The sequence below is a fragment of the Kosakonia sp. HypNH10 genome, assembly GCF_029850615.1.
GTDB classification, from domain to species: Bacteria; Pseudomonadota; Gammaproteobacteria; order Enterobacterales; family Enterobacteriaceae; genus Kosakonia; species Kosakonia cowanii.
Window position 1 is genome coordinate 546,510 of the sequence record NZ_JAOTIU010000001.1, and the last position, 17,221, is coordinate 563,730.

13 protein-coding genes are annotated in these 17,221 nt (G+C 58.1%); 1 reads left to right on the forward strand and 12 read right to left on the reverse strand.

Annotated features, from left to right (window positions below):
• Window positions 1-148: 148 nt before the first annotated feature.
• The 4 genes from mukB to cmoM are packed head-to-tail and all read right to left on the reverse strand — an operon-like array spanning window position 149 to window position 7,391.
• The gene (mukB, locus tag N7V53_RS02755; protein ID WP_279791945.1) at window positions 149-4,597 is read right to left on the reverse strand and encodes a chromosome partition protein MukB; all 4,449 of its coding nucleotides are present in this window, start codon (window positions 4,595-4,597) and stop codon (window positions 149-151) included.
• On the reverse strand, window positions 4,597-5,301 hold the full coding sequence (gene mukE / locus N7V53_RS02760) for a chromosome partition protein MukE (protein WP_023481680.1): 705 nt from the start codon (window positions 5,299-5,301) through the stop codon (window positions 4,597-4,599). The genes mukB and mukE overlap by 1 nt, the downstream gene beginning before the upstream one ends.
• Complete coding sequence (gene mukF / locus N7V53_RS02765) at window positions 5,282-6,604, reverse strand: chromosome partition protein MukF (protein WP_023481712.1); 1,323 nt, start codon at window positions 6,602-6,604, stop codon at window positions 5,282-5,284. The genes mukE and mukF overlap by 20 nt, the downstream gene beginning before the upstream one ends.
• Window positions 6,597-7,391 carry a tRNA uridine 5-oxyacetic acid(34) methyltransferase CmoM gene (gene cmoM, locus N7V53_RS02770; RefSeq protein ID WP_023481626.1) on the reverse strand — a complete coding sequence of 265 codons (795 nt, stop codon included), beginning with the start codon at window positions 7,389-7,391 and terminating at the stop codon, window positions 6,597-6,599. Before cmoM ends, mukF begins: the two co-directional genes overlap by 8 nt.
• Before the next feature lie 118 nt (window positions 7,392-7,509).
• Between cmoM and elyC the strand changes: the two genes are divergently transcribed.
• Window positions 7,510-8,289 carry an envelope biogenesis factor ElyC gene (gene elyC, locus N7V53_RS02775; protein WP_279791947.1) on the forward strand — a complete coding sequence of 260 codons (780 nt, stop codon included), beginning with the start codon at window positions 7,510-7,512 and terminating at the stop codon, window positions 8,287-8,289.
• Here the strand turns inward: elyC and N7V53_RS02780 are convergent.
• The 8 genes from N7V53_RS02780 to ihfB form a co-directional block, all read right to left on the reverse strand.
• Window positions 8,266-9,159: a YcbJ family phosphotransferase gene (locus tag N7V53_RS02780; RefSeq protein WP_124968859.1), complete on the reverse strand. Its 894-nt coding sequence runs from the start codon at window positions 9,157-9,159 to the stop codon at window positions 8,266-8,268. The two genes, elyC and N7V53_RS02780, sit on opposite strands and share 24 nt — an antisense overlap.
• Window positions 9,160-9,292: 133 nt before the next feature.
• Window positions 9,293-10,042, reverse strand: coding sequence for a 3-deoxy-manno-octulosonate cytidylyltransferase (kdsB, locus tag N7V53_RS02785; protein ID WP_279791948.1), 750 nt, complete (start codon window positions 10,040-10,042; stop codon window positions 9,293-9,295).
• Complete coding sequence (locus N7V53_RS02790) at window positions 10,039-10,221, reverse strand: Trm112 family protein (protein ID WP_124968863.1); 183 nt, start codon at window positions 10,219-10,221, stop codon at window positions 10,039-10,041. The genes kdsB and N7V53_RS02790 overlap by 4 nt, the downstream gene beginning before the upstream one ends.
• 50 nt (window positions 10,222-10,271) lie before the next feature.
• A complete protein-coding gene (locus tag N7V53_RS02795; protein WP_279791952.1) occupies window positions 10,272-11,504 on the reverse strand; it encodes a winged helix-turn-helix domain-containing protein in 1,233 nt (410 codons plus the stop codon).
• 45 nt (window positions 11,505-11,549) lie between these two features.
• Complete coding sequence (lpxK, locus tag N7V53_RS02800) at window positions 11,550-12,527, reverse strand: tetraacyldisaccharide 4'-kinase (RefSeq protein ID WP_279791954.1); 978 nt, start codon at window positions 12,525-12,527, stop codon at window positions 11,550-11,552.
• Window positions 12,524-14,272, reverse strand: coding sequence for a lipid A ABC transporter ATP-binding protein/permease MsbA (gene msbA / locus N7V53_RS02805; protein WP_023481332.1), 1,749 nt, complete (start codon window positions 14,270-14,272; stop codon window positions 12,524-12,526). Before msbA ends, lpxK begins: the two co-directional genes overlap by 4 nt.
• A gap of 36 nt (window positions 14,273-14,308) precedes the next feature.
• Window positions 14,309-16,573, reverse strand: a complete 2,265-nt coding sequence (locus N7V53_RS02810) for a ComEC family protein (protein ID WP_279791956.1) — start codon at window positions 16,571-16,573, stop codon at window positions 14,309-14,311.
• A 215-nt stretch (window positions 16,574-16,788) separates the two neighbouring features.
• Window positions 16,789-17,073 carry an integration host factor subunit beta gene (gene ihfB, locus N7V53_RS02815; RefSeq protein ID WP_007374142.1) on the reverse strand — a complete coding sequence of 95 codons (285 nt, stop codon included), beginning with the start codon at window positions 17,071-17,073 and terminating at the stop codon, window positions 16,789-16,791.
• Between the last annotated feature and the right edge of the window lie 148 nt (window positions 17,074-17,221).

Here is a 17,221-nt window from a genome sequence, read left to right on the forward strand (position 1 = left end):
AATGTCACCTTTTTCTCAGTATATAAAGACAAAAAAACATTTGTCTGACCTACTGTAAAGAAGTTTAAAGATTAAACGCCGACTGGCAATCTTTTTCAGAAAACAAAAAGAGCGGCACTGAGGCCGCTCTTTATATATTGTGCTGCGATTACGAAACGTCCGCCGTCCCGGGGAGCGTTTCCGGCAGCTGCGGAGCAAAGCCACGCAGGCCAACAACATGCACATGTTCCTGATTCTGCACCACTTTACGCACCAGCTTGTAGGTGGTCCCTTTCTCCGGGCTGATGTTCTCTGGCGCGGCGATAATCAGCTGCATCTCCAGACGCTCACACAGCTCGAACAGTGTGGCGATAGAGCGGGCATCAAGACGCGCCGCTTCATCAAGGAACAGCAGGCGACACGGCGAGATATCCTTGCCGCGCAGGCGGCGGGCTTCATCTTCCCAGCTCTGCACCACCATCACCAGAATGGACATCCCGGTACCGATCGCTTCCCCGGTCGATAGCGCACCCGACTCGGCGCGCAGCCAGCCGTCGGAGCCACGGTTAACTTCCACTTCCATCTCCAGATAGTTGCGGTAGTCGAGCAGCTCTTCGCCAATGGTCTGCGGCGTACGCTGACCCATATCGATTTGCGGGTTGAGGCGCTGATAGAGCTTCGCCAGCGCTTCCGAGAAGGTCAGGCGGCTGCTGTTAAACAGATCCTGATGCTGCTCGTGCTGCTCTGAAAGCACATTCAGCAGCGTGGCGTGGGTTTCCCGCACATTCACGTTTAAGCGCACGCTGTTAACCTGGCCGAACGAGACGCTCTGCAACCCCTGGTTGAGCATGCGGATACGGTTCTGCTCGCGCTGAATGGTTTTGCGAATAATATTCGCCACGCTGCGGGAGCTGATCGCCAGCTTCTGCTCGCGGGAGGTGAGCTCTTCCGTCAGGCGGCTCAGCTCAATCTCCATCTGCTCAATCGCCTCTACCGGATCGTCGGTGCGAATAATATCCTGACGGATACGCTCGCGCAGATGCTGGTAGACCGCGACAAAGAACTGGATTTTACGCTCCGGGCGTTTCGGATCTTCCGACATGCGCAGCACATCGCGCAGGTGTTCATTATCCGACACCGCCAGGCGCAGCGCACCAAGGGCCTTATCCGACATGGAGCGCAGCTCGTCCGCAGAGAGGTAGGCCAGCTCGCGGCGGTGGAGACGACGCTCAACGCCGTTATCTTTCACCATGCGCATCACCGCGCACCAGCCCGCTTTCGCACTCACCACCTGCTCACGCATTTCGTGATAATCGCGCTCCAGACGGCGTAACTTGCGCGTCAGGTTATCCATCTCGGCTTCGCAGAAGGTGAGCGCTTTTTCCAGCTGATTGCGGCGCGAGCGGTTGCCGGAGAGCTGGGCATGCAGTTCGTCACGACGCTGACGCGCGCGCTCCTCTGCCCCGCTGTCGGCGCGCACGCCGATATCCTGTAACTCTTTTTGCAGGTCGTTAAGCAGCTCTTTTTTGGTATCAAACGAACTCTTCAGCGAGGCGAGTACCTGGTTGTACTGGCCGTACTGCGCGGCATGGCTGCGCATCGCTTCGCGCGCACGGGTACGCTCCGCTTCAGCCTGCTCCAGGCGCTGGCGCAGCTTCTCGTTGAGATCGTTATTGCCGTTAAACATCTCGGCGGAGTCGGAGTAGCTGAAGTGCGCCCGGCGTTGAACCACTTCCGCCAGCGCGAAGGCCTGCTGGCGCGCATCACGCTGCACCTGCTGCGAGGCGGCGTAATCGGCTTTAAGCTGTTCAAACTGCTCGGGGTCGCTCTGCAACACAGAGACCATCGGCTCAAGCTTCGCCAGCTGATTGCCGAACTGCTGAATAAAGCGCGCGGCTTCCTGCGCTTCATCCAGCCGCTCCTGGATCTCATCAACGCGATCGGCGAGGGTCTCATCCGCCAGCAGGCTCAGGCGCGGCAGCAGGCGGTTAAGCTGGGCCACGCCCTCTTTCGCCTGCTCGAACTGAACGCGATTCTGCTGGTTATCATTTTCATGATTGCTGATGGCACGCTCAAGCTCGCCGCGGCGGCTGTTGAGGCTGCGGATCTCGGCTTCCGGATCGTCGTCAAACGCCACGCCAATATGGCTGCCGATAAAGCGGCTGAAGGCCTGATGCAGACGCTGGGTTTTCTGCACGTCAAACGACAGGGTGGCGAAACGTTCCGCCAGCGTTTCCCGCTCGGCGTGCAGGCTTTCAATCCGGCTTTCACGCGCGGCACGGCCAAAGATCGGCAGCGTCGGGAAGCGGGAGTAGCGCCACTGGCGGTCGGCAATTTTCACCACCACCGCTTTTTCCAGCTCATCCACGCTGAACACGCTGTCATCGAAGGATTGCGGATCCCCTTCGATCAGGTAGAGATCTTCCGGGCAATCCTCCAGCCCTTCGAGCATCCCGGCGACCAGCGAGAGATCCGGCACCACGATAGCGTGACGCGACGGGCCATACAGCGCCGAGTAGTAAGGGGCATCTTCGAGGCTAACGTCATCATAAATTTCCGAAAGCAGGACGCCGCCAAAGCGTTCGGCCAGCGCATTGAGGCGCTGATCTTCCGCACCGCCCGGCTGGCTTAAACGCTCGATCTCATCATCGACCGCACGCTTACGTGCGCCAATCTCATCGCGCTCAACGATAGCTTCGCGCTCGCGCTCCAGCAGCTGTTGCAGATACTCGGTAACGTCCTGGCTCGATTCAAACTGCTCGCCGCTCTGTTCACACAGTTGCGACAGGCTGTTCTGCGCCGCCAGCCAGATCGGCGCACGTTTGGTAAGGGTCTGAATGCGCGACTGCAACTGCTCCAGCTCCTGGCGCAGCGCCATACGCTGCTCACCGGCGGCAGAAACGTTGTCTGAGAGCGCGGCAATCTGCGCTTCCAGCTGTTGATGCAACGCTTCCAGCTCATCGGCATCAATCTGTTTGCCCTGGCGTTTGCAGAACTCCGCCAGCAAGCGCTCGGCATCCTGCTGCTCGCGCAGGCGCTGCTCCAGCTCCGTCAGGCGCATGCGCAGCGGCTGAACCTGCTCTGCCAGATGGCGCTGGTTGACCGCATCGCGCAGCAATTCACGCGCTACGCTCCAGGCTTCATTACGCGCCAGCGGGCCATTAATGGCAGCCACCAGCTGATACGCCTGCTCAAACTGGCTGTGCGCCGTTTGCGCGACGCTGATTTTTTGATCCAGCGACAGCAGTTTCTCGGTTGCTTCCTGCTCTTTCGCCTGGAAGGTCTCCAGCCACTCATCGGCACTGTCAATGGTCAGATCCGGCAGATGGCAGAGCGTTTTCGCCCGCTCCAGCGCCTGCAGAGCCTGGTTGTACTGGATCGCGCGGGTCTGCTGAACGTCCAGCGCCTGCTGGTAATCCGCGAGCTGGTTTTTCAGCTCATCAACTTCCAGCTCGGCCGCTTCGGCGCGGGCTTCGTTATCTTCCTGCCGCTCGGCGGCTTCCGCCACCACTTCCTGCTGCTCTTCGAGGCGGATCTGCAACTCTTCCAGATCGGCTTCGTAGCGCTCAATTTTTTCCTGCTGACGCAGCGCGGTCTGCACGAGGTTCAGGTGATCGCTGGCGGCCTGGTAATCGGCCTCCAGATCCCCTTCCGCACCGCTGTGTTCCGCCAGCTCGCGCGCCATATCGACATGCTTATACTGCTCGGCGGCCAGCTGCTTGCGCGAGGTAAAGAGATCGCGGCGATACTCCAGCGCTTTATCCAGATGCACCCGGCGTTCGTTGGCGTGGCGCATATAGTCCGCCGCCACATAGTCGGTGGCTTCGCTGATCAGGTGTTTAAACAGATCGCGGTCGGACTGGGTAACGCGGATCGCCTCCAGCGTCATGCGGTTTTCGCGCAGCGCCGCTTCCATATCCTGGAACGCTTTACGCACGCCGCTGTTTTCCGGCAGCAGGTAGTCGCGCAGGGAGCGGGTAATGGCGCTGGAGATCCCGCCATAGAGCGAGGCTTCAATCAGGCGGTAGAACTTGCTGCGATCGGAGGCGGAGCGCAGACGACGCGCCACGATCCCCAGATCGAACATCAGCGAGTGGTAATCGGTGATGGAGTTGAACTGCTTAAACTGCACCCCTTCCATCGCGTCGAGTTTATCTTTCACTTCCTGCAACGTCAGGACACGGGCCTGGCGCTCATTCAGGGTTTCCGTCAGCAGCTGCGTTGGCAGCACAGCGGTCGGTAAGCCCTGAATCGCAAAGGGTTTAATATCCACTTTGCGATCGCGACCGGCGACCTGCTGCAAACGCACGCCAACCAGCACGCGCTGGTTGCGGGAGTTGATCACATCCAGCACTGAATAACAGACCCCGGCTTTCAGTTTGCCGTGCAGACCCTTATCGCGTGAGCCGGACGTTGCGCCCGCTTCGGTGGTGTTACGGAAGTGCAGCAGCGTCAGATCCGGGATCAGCGCTGTGACAAACGCCGCCATGGTGGTCGATTTCCCGGCTCCGTTACCGCCTGAAAGGGTGGTAACCAGCTCATCGAGATCAAAGGTGCGGGCAAAAAAGCCGTTCCAGTTAATCAGCGTAAGCGAACGAAATTTACCGCGATCAATCATTACTCATCCTCCGAGCTATCCGGCTGGTTCTCTTCAGGCTCATCATTGAGCTGCAGGTGATTTTCCACAGGCATCGCTTCACCGTCGCGGATCATGCGCAGCTGCGCTTCACGCGCATCGTCACCCGAACGCACATCGGCACCAAAGCGGAACACCGATTCGGTGATGCGGAACTTGCTACTGTCATTGCCCATAAACCAGATCATGCCGAGACGGCGCAGACGGTTAAGGGAAGAGCGCACCTTTTCCTGCAGCTTCTGACGGTCGAGATCGGAGCCGGTTGAGCGGTTATTCACCAGCTTCAACAGCTTGTTTTCATCCGCCAGCGACAGCAGTTCGTCATAGAGCTCCTGCTGGGTAAAAATCCCCTCGTTAGCCAGACGCTCCGGGCTGAGATAGAGGTAGCACAGAATTTTGCCAACCATCATATCCAGCTCAGAGAGCACCGAGCGCGGGATCAGGGTGGTGGAGCGCGGGCGCAGATAGAAGAAACCTTCCGGCGCGCGAATCAGCTCCACGTTATAACGGGCGTAAAACTCCTCAAGATACTCCTGGAAATCCATCAAAAAGGCGTGATTATCCAGCTCGTCGAGGCCAATATGCCGCCCTGAGCGCAGTGCGCTGTCCAGCGCCGGAAACAGCGGGTTTGCCAACGCTTGTGCCAGTTTAACCGGCATCACTTGTTCAATATTTGTCGATGACATGCGCCTGTACCTTGGCTCCGTAATCATTAATCGGCTGCCATTTCGGTGGCAGGCCGGTGAAATCTGCTTGCGCTACGCCGAGGCGTACCGCCTGATCAACTACGATGCGCGCGATGTCAAAATGACGCGCGCGCGGGTATTGCGCCAGATACTCGCGGGCCACAAGGCCGAGATCGAGCGGCACACCTTTGGTTTTATAGATAGCCAGCTGCTGTTCGATCAGCGCCGCGAGCTGTTCGCGAATCTCGTTAAACTCCTCGAACTCCATCTCGCTCGGCAGCTCACCGGTCACCTCTTCGTCGCGCAGCGCCATCTCTTCATCGCGCATATCCAGCAAGCGGTCGGCGCTGGCGTGGGTTAATGCCCACGGCGCATCGAAATAGCTCTGCACCGACTGGCGCAAACGCTGGGCAAAGACGCGGTTTTTATCCATATCAATCGCGGTACGGATAAATTTATGCACGTGGCGGTCGTAACCGATCCACAGATCGATGGACTGCTGCCCCCAGCTGACAATACGGTCGAGCTTGCTTTGCAGGTTAAAGACCAGCTGATCGAGGAACTCGAGATCGTCGCGTCCCATTGTTGCTTCCTGGATGCTCAACAAGTTGGTCTGCAACTTATCACCGGCCGCTTCGAGCGTATCCTGCAGTTCGCGCAGCGTTCCGGAGGTTTCAGAGAGCAGTAGCTCACAGCTGGATATAGCGGCGCGCCAGTCCTTGTTCAGCAACTGAGCGATATCATCTTTCACCTGCTGCTGCTGCTCATCCATGATGCGCTGCGTGAGATCGATGCTGTCGAAAATCTCTGCAACAGAGTATTTCAGCGGTGCAAACACGTTACGGTGCCAGTGAAACTCATCCCCGCCCTCTTCTGCCGCATCGGCGGCGCGCTTCAACTCAGCCGCCACAATAGAGAGCTGCATCGAGAGGCGCAGCGTGGAGAACTCGCGCTGGCGAATATAGTAATCGGTAATACCGATGCCCAGCGGCGTCAGGCGGTAGATGGCGTTGCCCTCTGCCTGCTCGCTGGTAAAGCGGTTCAACAAACGCTGGCGCACCATATCGTTAATCGCGTTGTTCGCACGCTGGTTAACGGTTTCGCTGGTTTGCTCAAACGCTTCACTCACATGACGAAAGGCATCCACCAGCTCGCCTTCACTCATTTCGCCATCAAGACGCTCGCCGTTCAGGGTGGCGACAGCCAGCAAAAAGGAGAGCCTGTCGACCGGCAGCGAGATGGAGAAATCATTTTTTCTGGCCCAGGCAACCAGTTCGGGGACTGTCTGGGAAAATTCACTCATCGTTTGTCCTTCCATCGATTTGCGGCTTACGGGCTGTCACGTGAATATAACGGCCGAGGCTAATATAGGGTTCCTGCCGGCAGTAGCGGGTTTCCAGCTCCAGCAGCATCTCGAAACTGCGCTGCTGCTGAGTTTTGTCGCGCAGATAGTCATGGAAGACACGCACGCCGGTTTTGCCGGTTATCTGCCAGCCAATCTGCTCAAGCCAGCGGTAAACCTCGGCGGGCGCACGCGGGTGATCCGGGGAGAGCGTACGCTTCTTCCGCTTCGGCATTCCCACCTGCACATAGTCAAAGTTCCCTGCCACCATGTTATGCATCAGCAGGCCGTCAGCATTGTAAAACATCAGCGACAGCGCACCGCCCGGCCTTAATACCGACCACAATTTTTGCAGCACGGCGACGGGATCGGCGACCCATTCAAGAACCGCATGGAACAATATCAGATCAACCGGCGATGCCAAATGCTGAGCAATATCCTGAACCGCGCAGTGTACAAAATGCATGTTACCGCTGACGCCTTTCTCTTCCGCCGCGGCCTGCGCGCGTTTAAGCATCTCCTGGGACACATCGCAGAGGGTCACATGGTGACCAAGCTGCGCCATACGGATCGCCGTTTGCCCCTCGCCGCCGCCCGCGTCAAGCACGTGCAACGGGCCGTCATTCATTTCTGCCAGTAATATATCAAGATCCTGCCACAGGATCGCCTGACGCAGCAGACCTTTTGTCGTGCCGTAAATGTTGCGCGAGAATTTCTCGGCGATATCGTCGAAATTGCGATCCTGCATGGCCGCCCTACGCTCCTGGCAAAAGCGCTATTTTGTCACAGCCGTGCCGATAATGAACCTATCTGGTGTAAGATCCGCGGAAATCGCCTGCTGTATGCTCAAAAAGGAGACGGATACAGTGCTTTTCATACTAAAAAAAATCACTGGCGGCCTGCTGCTGCCATTGCCACTTTTACTTTTGGTTATCGGGGCAGGAATTGCGCTGGTCTGGTTTAGTCGCTGGCAGAAAACCGGCAAGGTTTTTATCAGCGTCGGCTGGCTGATACTGCTGCTTTTAAGCCTCCAGCCGGTGGCGGATCGCCTGCTGAAACCAATTGAGGAGAGCTACCCCACCTGGCACGGTAGCCAGCGGGTGCAGTACATCGTTGTGCTGGGGGGTGGCTATACGTGGAATGACGCATGGGCACCGAGTTCGAACCTGATTAGTAACAGCTTGCCGCGGCTTAATGAAGGGATCCGCTTATGGCGGGCTAATCCCGGAGCCAAAATGATCTTTACCGGCGCGGCGGCCACCACCAACCCGGTCAGCACCGCTGAAGCGGGTGCCAGAGTCGCCGAGAGCCTCGGCGTACCGCGTAGCGATATCATCACCCTCGATCAGCCTAAGGATACCGAAGAGGAAGCGGCTGCGGTGAAACAGGCGATTGGCGATGCGCCTTTCCTGCTGGTCACCTCCGCGTCGCATCTGCCGCGGGCGATGATCTTCTTCCAGCACGTCGGGTTAAAACCGCTGCCCGCTCCCGCAAACCAGCTGGCCATCGACTCACCGCTTAACCCATGGGAGCGTGCGATCCCTTCCCCGGTGTGGCTGATGCACAGCGACCGGGTGGGATATGAGACGCTGGGGCGCATCTGGCAGTGGCTAAAAGGCAGTTCAGGCCAGCCAGGGGAGCAGTGATTTCGAGGCCAGATCGACATTGGCGCGGTTAAACCGACCGGTATTTACCAGTTGCGCCACTTCGTCCCACAGCAGATAGAGCCAGCGCCGCCAGATAAACGACTCGGCAACCGGCGCGCGCTGTAAATAGTGCCACAGCAACCCTTCCGCCTGCGGGCCATCCACCAGGCGGAAGAGTTCATACTCTCGCGGTGCCCACAGCATAATGCCGGGGCCAACCATCGCCAGTAGCTGATCGCTGCGGGCATCTTTCAGCATGCTGCGCAGGTTAAAACTGCCGTGCACCAGCACGCAATTATCGTTAAATCCTTCAAACAGCGCCGGCAGGCATTCGCGGGTGCGAAACAGCAGGCGCTTATCCTGCATCGTCAGCCCGGTATTTTGATATTGATTGAGGGTGGTCCAGAGCACTTCGACGCGCTGACGATACCAGGAGGGCCAGATATTTTCCTGAGTACTGTCGACAGTGCCCACGCAGCCGTGACTATCCTGACGATGCCAGGAGAGCAGCCCCTCGACAATTTGATCTTTGAGCTGCTCCCAGCGCTCCGGCGTGCGCGCAGGTGCTTCAACCGGCACGCCGCGCAGGCGCTCAATCAGCAACACGTCAGGCCCGGGGTGCTCTTCGTGGGTCATCACGCCATACACCACCGGCATGCGCACCGTGCCGCTGCGGGCGAGCATCGAGATTTTCCATGCCAGCTGCTGCGCCAGCCCCGGGGTGGTAAAGCTTCTTGCCATCAGCGGCATCGGGTTTCCCCGGCTGTCATACAGAGACCAGAGCGCCGAATCAGGTTTTTCACTGACGCACTCCATGCGGCTTAATTTCTCTCCCAGCAGATGACTGAGTTCGGCGCGAAGTTGTTCCATAGCAATGCCCCTACAAAAACGACTGCTTTTATAATGAGCGCCATACCGGAAGATGTCACCCCAATGAGATCAAATCAGGGTGATTATTTGACGAGATACAGAAAATCCCCTCCGGCCGGAGGGGATGAAAGGATTAACGCATCGCCTGGCGGACGCGTTCGAGATCCTCTGGCGTATCGACACCGGTGCCGGGCACCACGCTTGCCACATCGACGTGAATTTTTTCGCCGTACCACAACACGCGCAACTGCTCGAGCATTTCGATCTGCTCCAGCGGGCTGGTTTGCCAGCTGACATAGCGGCGAATAAAGTCGGCACGATAGCCGTAGATGCCGATATGACGCAGGAAGCTGTCGCCGATGGTCTCACGCGAGGCGGCAAAACGGTCGCGATCCCACGGAATGGTGGCGCGCGAGAAGTAGAGCGCATAGCCCTGCGCATCCATCACCACTTTCACCGCATTGGGGTTAAAGGCCTCTTCCGCACTCTCAATCGGCACAGCCAGCGTCGCCATACCGACATCGCGGCGCGCAGCCAGATTGTCTGCGACCTGGCGAATGATCGCTGGCGGGATCATCGGCTCATCGCCCTGCACGTTAACAATCACCGTCTCATCGCTGAAACCGCATTTTTCTACGACTTCAGCAAGACGTTCGGTGCCGGACTGGTGATCGGCGCGGGTCATGCACACTTCCCCCCCCACCGCCTGCACCGCCGCCATCACCTCTTCGTTATCGGTCGCTACGATAATGCGCTCTGCGCCAGATTCACGGGCACGCTCCAGCACGTGCACCACCATCGGTTTACCGTTGATGTCGACCAGCGGCTTACCCGGCAGACGCGTCGAGGCGTAGCGCGCGGGGATAATCACCACAAAGCTCATGGACGGCTCTCTTCTGGGGTTAAAGCGCGGGCTTCGTTTTCCAGCAGCACCGGAATGCCTTCGCGTACCGGGAATGCGAGGCTGTCGACTTTGCAGATCAGTTCCTGCTTATCCTGGGTGTAATTGAGTTTGCCGTTGCAGACCGGGCAGGCAACTATTTCGAGTAAACGGTGATCCATCTTTCCTCCTGAGAAACCGATGATGAGCAGATTGAACTTATCATAGGCAATTATGACGCCGCGTCTATCTCCAGACCGGCACGCGATGATGAAAACAGTCCATCGGGCAGATGGGAAAATGTGATGCGCTGCGCACCTTGCCAGCGCGCGAAGTCGGTAATCGCACGCTGTAACCCCTTCTCCAGCTGAAGCGACGGCGCAACGCCCTCTTCGAGAAACAGCGCAATCACCTCCAGCACGCCGGTTTTGCGGTGCATTTTCGCATCCATCCGCCCGACCAGCTGCCCCCGGTGCAGCAAAGGCAGGACAAAATAGCCATATTGCCGCTTCGGCGCCGGGGTATAGCACTCCAGCCGATAGCTGAAGCCAAATAGTTGTTCTGCACGCTTGCGATCCCAGACCACCGGATCAAACGGCGAGAGCACCGCGCTGTGGGTAGCGGTGAGTTTATCCGCCTGCGCCTGTTCCAGCAGCGGCAGCAGAGAGGCGTGGAGCCACGCCGGGCCAAGCCCCTCGACATTAACCGGTAAAATGGTTTGCGCCTCTTGCATCTGCGCCAGCGCCTGAGCAAGCGCGGGGCGACGCAGGCGATAGTAATCCGCCAGCCACTGCGCACGAAACAGGCCAAGGCTGCGGGCGCTCTTTTCCAGCATGATAGCTTCGGCCTGCTCCTGAGAGAGCAGATCGCGCACATCGTCCCACTGCGGCATCACGCGCTGCGTCAGATCGTAGACGCGCTGGAAATTACGCCGCTCGATGACCATCACTTTGCCGGCGGTGAACAGCCCCTCCAGATGACGCTTATGGGGTTTCCACTCCCACCAGCCGCTGGTGCCTTTACGCGGATGTTCAAAATCAGCGGAGCGCACCGGACCATGTTCTTCGATGTGCGCGATAAGCTGTTCAATCTCAGCCTCGTGCTCCTGCATCCACGCCTGGCGATACTTCCACCCCATTTTGTCGGGTGCCAGCATGCGGTGACGGACGAGGGCAAAATCCTCGCGCGGCAGAAAGCAGGCTTCATGCGCCCAGTACTCCATCAGCTCGCCGTTGCGCAGGGCATCATCCAGCCAGCGCGGCTCAAATGCGCCGAGACGGCTGAACAACACCAGATAAGGGCTTCGGGCGACGATATTAATGGTATCGATCTGCAACAGCGACATGCGCCGGATGGTCGAGAGGATATCCTCCGGTTTTGCACGTCGGGAAGGTTTTCGCAGCAGGCCCTGCGCGGCGAGATGAAGATGGCGAGCGGCGGTAAGCGAAAGTTGCGGCACAGACATAGGCGTTCCTGTTAATCAAACAGGGCGCAGCCGAGGCGGCTATCCTCAGCGCACCAGTGTGAGCAGATCCAGCAATAATTTTTCGGCCGCGTCGCCCGCAAGCTCGGCATCAACCGGCAGATACCACCAGTCAGGCTGGGCAAAAGGACGACACTTAACGGCATCCTTTTCCGTCATCACCAGCGTTTCTCCAGGCTGAAGCAGCGCGTCGACATCCTTCTGTGCCAGCGCCTGGTGATCCGCCAGCGCTACGCTGCGCTTAAGCGTCGCCCCACACTCGGCAAGGGTGGCGAAAAAGCGTGGAGGATGGCCAATCCCGGCCATTGCAACAATCTGGTCAAGCTCGTTTACCGCACGGCGTTCGCCCGTCAGCAGGTTGACCGCCAGACCCGGGCGCAGACGCATGGCGATTTCGCCTGCCTGTGGCGCGCCGCCGTTGGCGATCACCGCATCGACGCTTTTCAGGCGCGACGCACGTTCGCGCATCGGACCCGCCGGCAGCCACCAGCCGTTGCCGAAGCGCCGCACGCCGTCTACTACCACAATCTCTTTATCACGCGCCAGCCGATAGTGCTGTAAACCATCGTCGGTGACGATCAGCTGCAGCGGATGCTGCGACAATAAAGCGTTGACCGCTTCACATCTGTCAGGTGAAACCGCTACCGGCGCGCCGGTACGCTGATAGATCAGCACCGGCTCATCTCCCGCCTGCTCTGTTGAGGTTTCAGGCGTCAGCAGCAGCGGATAGCGATCGGCTTTGCCGCCGTAGCCGCGCGAAACTACCCCAACGCGGACACCGCGCTGCTGTAGCTGCTCGACCAGCCAGATAACCACCGGCGTTTTACCATTGCCGCCCGCCGTCAGGTTACCGACAACAACCACTGGCACCGGGGCGCGCCAGGCTTTTTTTAATCCGATACGATAAGCAAAACGGATCGCGCCGCTCACCAGGCCATAGAGCCAGGAGAGCGGCAGCAGCAACAGCCACAGCGGGGATTCACCGGACCAGATGCGCGCGATCATTCGCCAAACTGCATCTTATGAAGCTGCGCATACGCCCCGCGCTGCGCCAGCAGCTCGGTGTGGCTACCGCGCTCGACGATGCGGCCATCTTCCACCACCACAATTTCGTCGGCCTGTTCGATGGTCGACAAACGGTGCGCGATGACCATCGAGGTGCGGTTTTTCTGCAGCTCGTTCAGCGCCGCCTGAATAGCGCGCTCGGACTCGGTATCGAGTGCAGAGGTCGCCTCATCAAGGATCAGGATCGGGCTGTCGCGCAGCAGCGCGCGCGCAATGGCGATACGCTGACGCTGGCCGCCGGAGAGCAGGACACCATTTTCGCCAATGATGGTATCGAGACCGTTATCCATCTTATTGATAAAGTCGAGGGCATAGGCCATCTCAGCGGCACGTTCAATCTCTTCACGGCTGTACTCTTCCGTACGCGCATAGGCGATGTTGTTCGCCACGGTATCGTTGAAGAGGTGGACGTTTTGCGAAACCAGTGCGACCTGATTACGCAGTGAGGAGAGCGTATACTCGCGCAGGTCGTGACCATCGAGCAGGATTTCACCCTCATCAATATCGTAGAAGCGCGTAATCAGGCTGGCCATAGTGGTTTTACCTGAGCCAGAGCGCCCCACCAGTGCGACGGTTTTACCGGCCGGAATAGTGAGATTGATATTACGCAGCGCCGGGGTTTCACGCCCGGGGTAGGTAAAGGTCACATTGCGGAACTCAAGATCGCCACGCGCGCGTTCCACGTTGCGGGTGCCTTCATCTTTCTCTTGCTCGCTATCGAGGATCGCAAACAGCGTCTGGCAGGCCGCCATTCCGCGCTGGAACTGCGCGTTGACGTTGGTCAGCGATTTCAGCGGGCGCATCAGCGCAATCATTGACGAGAAGACCACGGTGATAGTACCGGCGGTCAGCGTCGCCATGACGCTCGGGAAGCTCGCGGCGTAGAGCACAAAGGCCAGCGCCAGAGAAGCGATAAGCTGAATGATCGGGTCGGAGATGGAGGAGGCCGAAACCATTTTCATCCCCTGCAGGCGCATTCTGTTGCTGACTTTGTCAAAGCGGCTTGCTTCCACTTCCTGGCCGCCGAACATCAGCACCTCTTTGTGCCCTTTAAGCATCTGCTCTGCGCTGGTAGTCACCTGCCCCATGGTGTTTTGCATATTCTTACTGATATTGCGAAAACGTTTGGAGACGACGCGAATGGCGATCGACACGATCGGTGCCAGCACGATCAGAATCAGCGACAGCTGCCAGCTGTACCAGAACATCATGATAAACAGGCCGATGATTGAGGCACCTTCGCGCACCACGGTGATCAACGCGCCGGACGAAGATGACGCCACCTGCTCTGAGTCGTAAGTGATGCGTGAGAGCAAGGTGCCGGTGGACTGCTTGTCGAAGAAGGAGACCGGCATGCCCATCATATGGCTGAACAGGCGACGGCGAATGGTCATCACCACTTTGCCGGAAACCCAGGAGATGCAGTAACTCGAAATGTAGCTGGTGATACCGCGCAGGATCATCAGGCCAATTACCACCAGCGGCATCCATAGCAGCACTGAGCGATCCGTTTTACCAAAACCATCGTCCAGTAACGGTTTGAGGAGCGATAACATGAAGGTATCGCTGGCTGCGTTGAGGATTAACGCGATCGCCGACACGATCAGCCCCGCTTTAAAAGGCGCAATAGTCGGCCATAGACGGCGGAATGTCTGCCATGTAGAGAGATCTTTGTCGTTATGCATTCAAAAAACCAGCACTTGTTGAAATAGCCGCATATTCTACCCGTTATCTTGGGGGACGCCAAACCACTGATGATACCAACGTGGTAAAAGTTGATCGCGTAAGCTGTGGATTTCCCAGCCCTGAGGCGAAAATGAGACGGTAATCTGCCCCTGGTGAGGCGTGTCGTACCACTGATAGCCCTGCTGCTGGTAGCGTTTTTTTACCTTCGCCGAGGGCAAGCGCCAGGCGTTATAACGCGAGGCTGACGCCAGTGCCGCCGCGCCGCCGACACGCTGTACAAAAGGCAATATCGACGAACTCTGGCTTCCATGGTGAGGCACCTGCATCAGTGTAGCCTGCAAACGCGCCCAGTAATGGCTGAGCATCGCCATCTCCCCCTGCCCTTCGATATCTCCGGTGAGCAGCACGCTATAGCGACCATCCTCGACTTTCACCACGCAGGAGCGATTATTGCCCTGCGTACGCGTCTCTTTTAGGGGCCAGTGCGCGGTAAAGGTTAACCCCTGCCATTGCCAACGCTCGCCGCGAAAACAGGGCGCATGCCCTGCCCAGCCAAGAGGGCTTCTGATCCACAACTGCGGCCAGACCTTCAGCAACGAATCCAGACCACCGCGATGATCGAGATGATCGTGACTGAGAATAATTCCCTCCGGCTGCAGTCCATGCCAGCGCAGCCAGGGCGCGATCAACTGTGCGCCACTGTCGCCGCCCGGCCACGCGGTGCCGGTGTCATACAATAGCGCTTTTCCCCGACGCTCTATCACGATTGCCAGGCCCTGCCCGACATCCAGCATATGCACTGACCAGTTATCAGGCCGCGCGCTGCGCCAGACGGGATAAGCGAGCAGCGTCAGGCAAGCCAGAGAGATAGCAGGCAGCGTGCGCCACAGGCGAAAACGTAGCGCAACCAGTAACAGCCACGGTGCCCAGGCGAGCCATTGCCAACGCGTATCAATATTGACCCAGCCGGACGGCAGCCCGCGTAAAAATGTAAACAGCGCCTCAAGGCTCATATCCGCCAGCGCCCAGCAGAGGGACTGCAAAACCGTGGAGCTGGCCAGATGCAGCAGCATCCCGGCCAGAATAAGCGGCACTGTCACAAACGTCACCAGCGGGACGGCAATCAGATTCGCCACCAGCGCGCTCAGGCTCATACCATGAAAGATAGCGAGCTGCATTGGCAGCAAAAGAAACAGCATCCCGACCTGCAAATGCAGCAGGTTAAGCGCCCCCCGCCCGAACCACGTGCGCACCTTAACCGGCACTGGAAACCACTGAAACCAGAACAGCAAGGCTGCGACGGCAAAAGCGGAGAGCCAGAGGCTATCGGAGAGCACCGCAAGCGGATCGATAAACAGAATCGCGGCCACGCAGCATATCCATACTTGCCAGGGTGACCACTGCCTGCCGGAAAGACGCAGCAGCGCCCAGACGCAAAGCGATATTGCTGTACGCAGCGCTGGCGGTTGTAACCCCGTAAGCCAGGCGTAGCAGACCGCGCAAACTAACCCGGTTAAGAGTGGAAAGCGCCAGTTAATCCAGTGCGCAGGTAACAGAAGCTGTGCCACTCTGGCAAAGAGCCAGCCAAGCATAGCGGCCAGCGCGATGTGTAAGCCGGAAATCGCCATTAAATGCGCGGTTCCGGTCTGGCGGAAAGTCTCCTTTATCTCCGGGCTAAGCGCTGCGCGCTCCCCCATACCGAGCGCAAGAATAACGCCTTTCCACTGCCGTTCAGCCAGTACTTCGCCCAGTGAGTGAAGGTAGTCTGCACGCCAACTGCAGCGCGCTTGCAGTAAGCTGGCATCGATAAAGCGACCGGTGAGCGGTTGATGCGAAGCCAGCGCATAGCGCTGTGCATCAAAGCCCCCTTCATTCAGTTGCCCGTGAACGGCCCGCGCGCGGATGGCCATTGCCCAGCGTTGTCCCGCACAGGCCGGAGCGGGCAGATATTGCCCGTAAAGCGTAATGCCTGGTGCGGCAAGAAGCCGCTTACCATCAAGACGCAGGATTTTCCCCTGGTGACGGGTCGCGTTATCAGTGTGGGTAATTTCAAACTCGATCTGGCGATGCGCTGCTGGCAGATGCTGAGCTGGCCAGATTGCCTGCATTGCGGCAAGGATCCCCCACGCAAAAACAAGCAGCGTGATGCCTGCGTAGCGCAAAGCGAGGCTGCGTTGGCAGCCCAGCAGAGATCCTGCAATGATGACGCACCAGAGTGTTCTCATACCCGGCAGCGCAGGCAGCCATGCAAGCGGCAAAATTCCGAGCGTAATACAGGCGGCCAGCGCGGTCAGTCTCATCTCCACCTCCGTGTTATGGGCGCAATATGAGACGCAGCGATAGGGATGTCAGGCGCGTTTTCCGCGGTTTGCGGCGCGCGTCGGGGGTTGTTTACAGCGTTACGCTACAGCGACAGATTTTTGCGAGGCGGGTCGAAAAAGTCAGCAATGCTGAAAACGAAAAAAGCACCCAAAGGGTGCTCTTTCGACGAGTAAACGTTAGCGTTGGCTAAGGCTTATTCATAAATATTGGCGCGGTCACGTAATTCTTTACCCGGCTTAAAGTGCGGAACGTATTTACCTTCCAGATCCACTTTGTCGCCTGTTTTTGGGTTACGCCCGGTGCGTGGTGCACGATAGTGCAGGGAGAAACTGCCGAAACCGCGGATCTCAATGCGCTCGCCCTGGGCAAGAGTAGAGGCCATATGCTCCAGCATCTCTTTCACTGCATCTTCAACAGCTTTAGCCGGAATATGCGATTGCTGGCTTGCAAGTCTTTCGATCAATTCTGACTTGGTCATGATTGCTCCGGTCTCCTTCAACGCAAGGTTAGCTTAGTAGCTTGAACAAGGGCGGCCGTAGCCGCCCTTTGTCATTGATTACAGGACGAATCTTGTAATCTGTCAAGTTGCTCATCATCAATTGCGCTATAACGGGCGACTTACGTCG

Bases quoted from the DNA above. Each gene is read 5' to 3' on its own strand.
- mukB (WP_279791945.1), bottom strand. From the start codon at position 4,597: ATGATTGATCGCGGTAAATTTCGTTCGCTTACGCTGATTAACTGGAAC.
- mukE (WP_023481680.1), bottom strand. From the start codon at position 5,301: ATGTCATCGACAAATATTGAACAAGTGATGCCGGTTAAACTGGCACAA.
- mukF (WP_023481712.1), bottom strand. From the start codon at position 6,604: ATGAGTGAATTTTCCCAGACAGTCCCCGAACTGGTTGCCTGGGCCAGA.
- cmoM (WP_023481626.1), bottom strand. From the start codon at position 7,391: ATGCAGGATCGCAATTTCGACGATATCGCCGAGAAATTCTCGCGCAAC.
- N7V53_RS02780 (WP_124968859.1), bottom strand. From the start codon at position 9,159: ATGGAACAACTTCGCGCCGAACTCAGTCATCTGCTGGGAGAGAAATTA.
- kdsB (WP_279791948.1), bottom strand. From the start codon at position 10,042: ATGAGCTTTGTGGTGATTATCCCCGCGCGCTACGCCTCGACGCGTCTG.
- N7V53_RS02790 (WP_124968863.1), bottom strand. From the start codon at position 10,221: ATGGATCACCGTTTACTCGAAATAGTTGCCTGCCCGGTCTGCAACGGC.
- N7V53_RS02795 (WP_279791952.1), bottom strand. From the start codon at position 11,504: ATGTCTGTGCCGCAACTTTCGCTTACCGCCGCTCGCCATCTTCATCTC.
- lpxK (WP_279791954.1), bottom strand. From the start codon at position 12,527: ATGATCGCGCGCATCTGGTCCGGTGAATCCCCGCTGTGGCTGTTGCTG.
- msbA (WP_023481332.1), bottom strand. From the start codon at position 14,272: ATGCATAACGACAAAGATCTCTCTACATGGCAGACATTCCGCCGTCTA.
- N7V53_RS02810 (WP_279791956.1), bottom strand. From the start codon at position 16,573: ATGAGACTGACCGCGCTGGCCGCCTGTATTACGCTCGGAATTTTGCCG.
- ihfB (WP_007374142.1), bottom strand. From the start codon at position 17,073: ATGACCAAGTCAGAATTGATCGAAAGACTTGCAAGCCAGCAATCGCAT.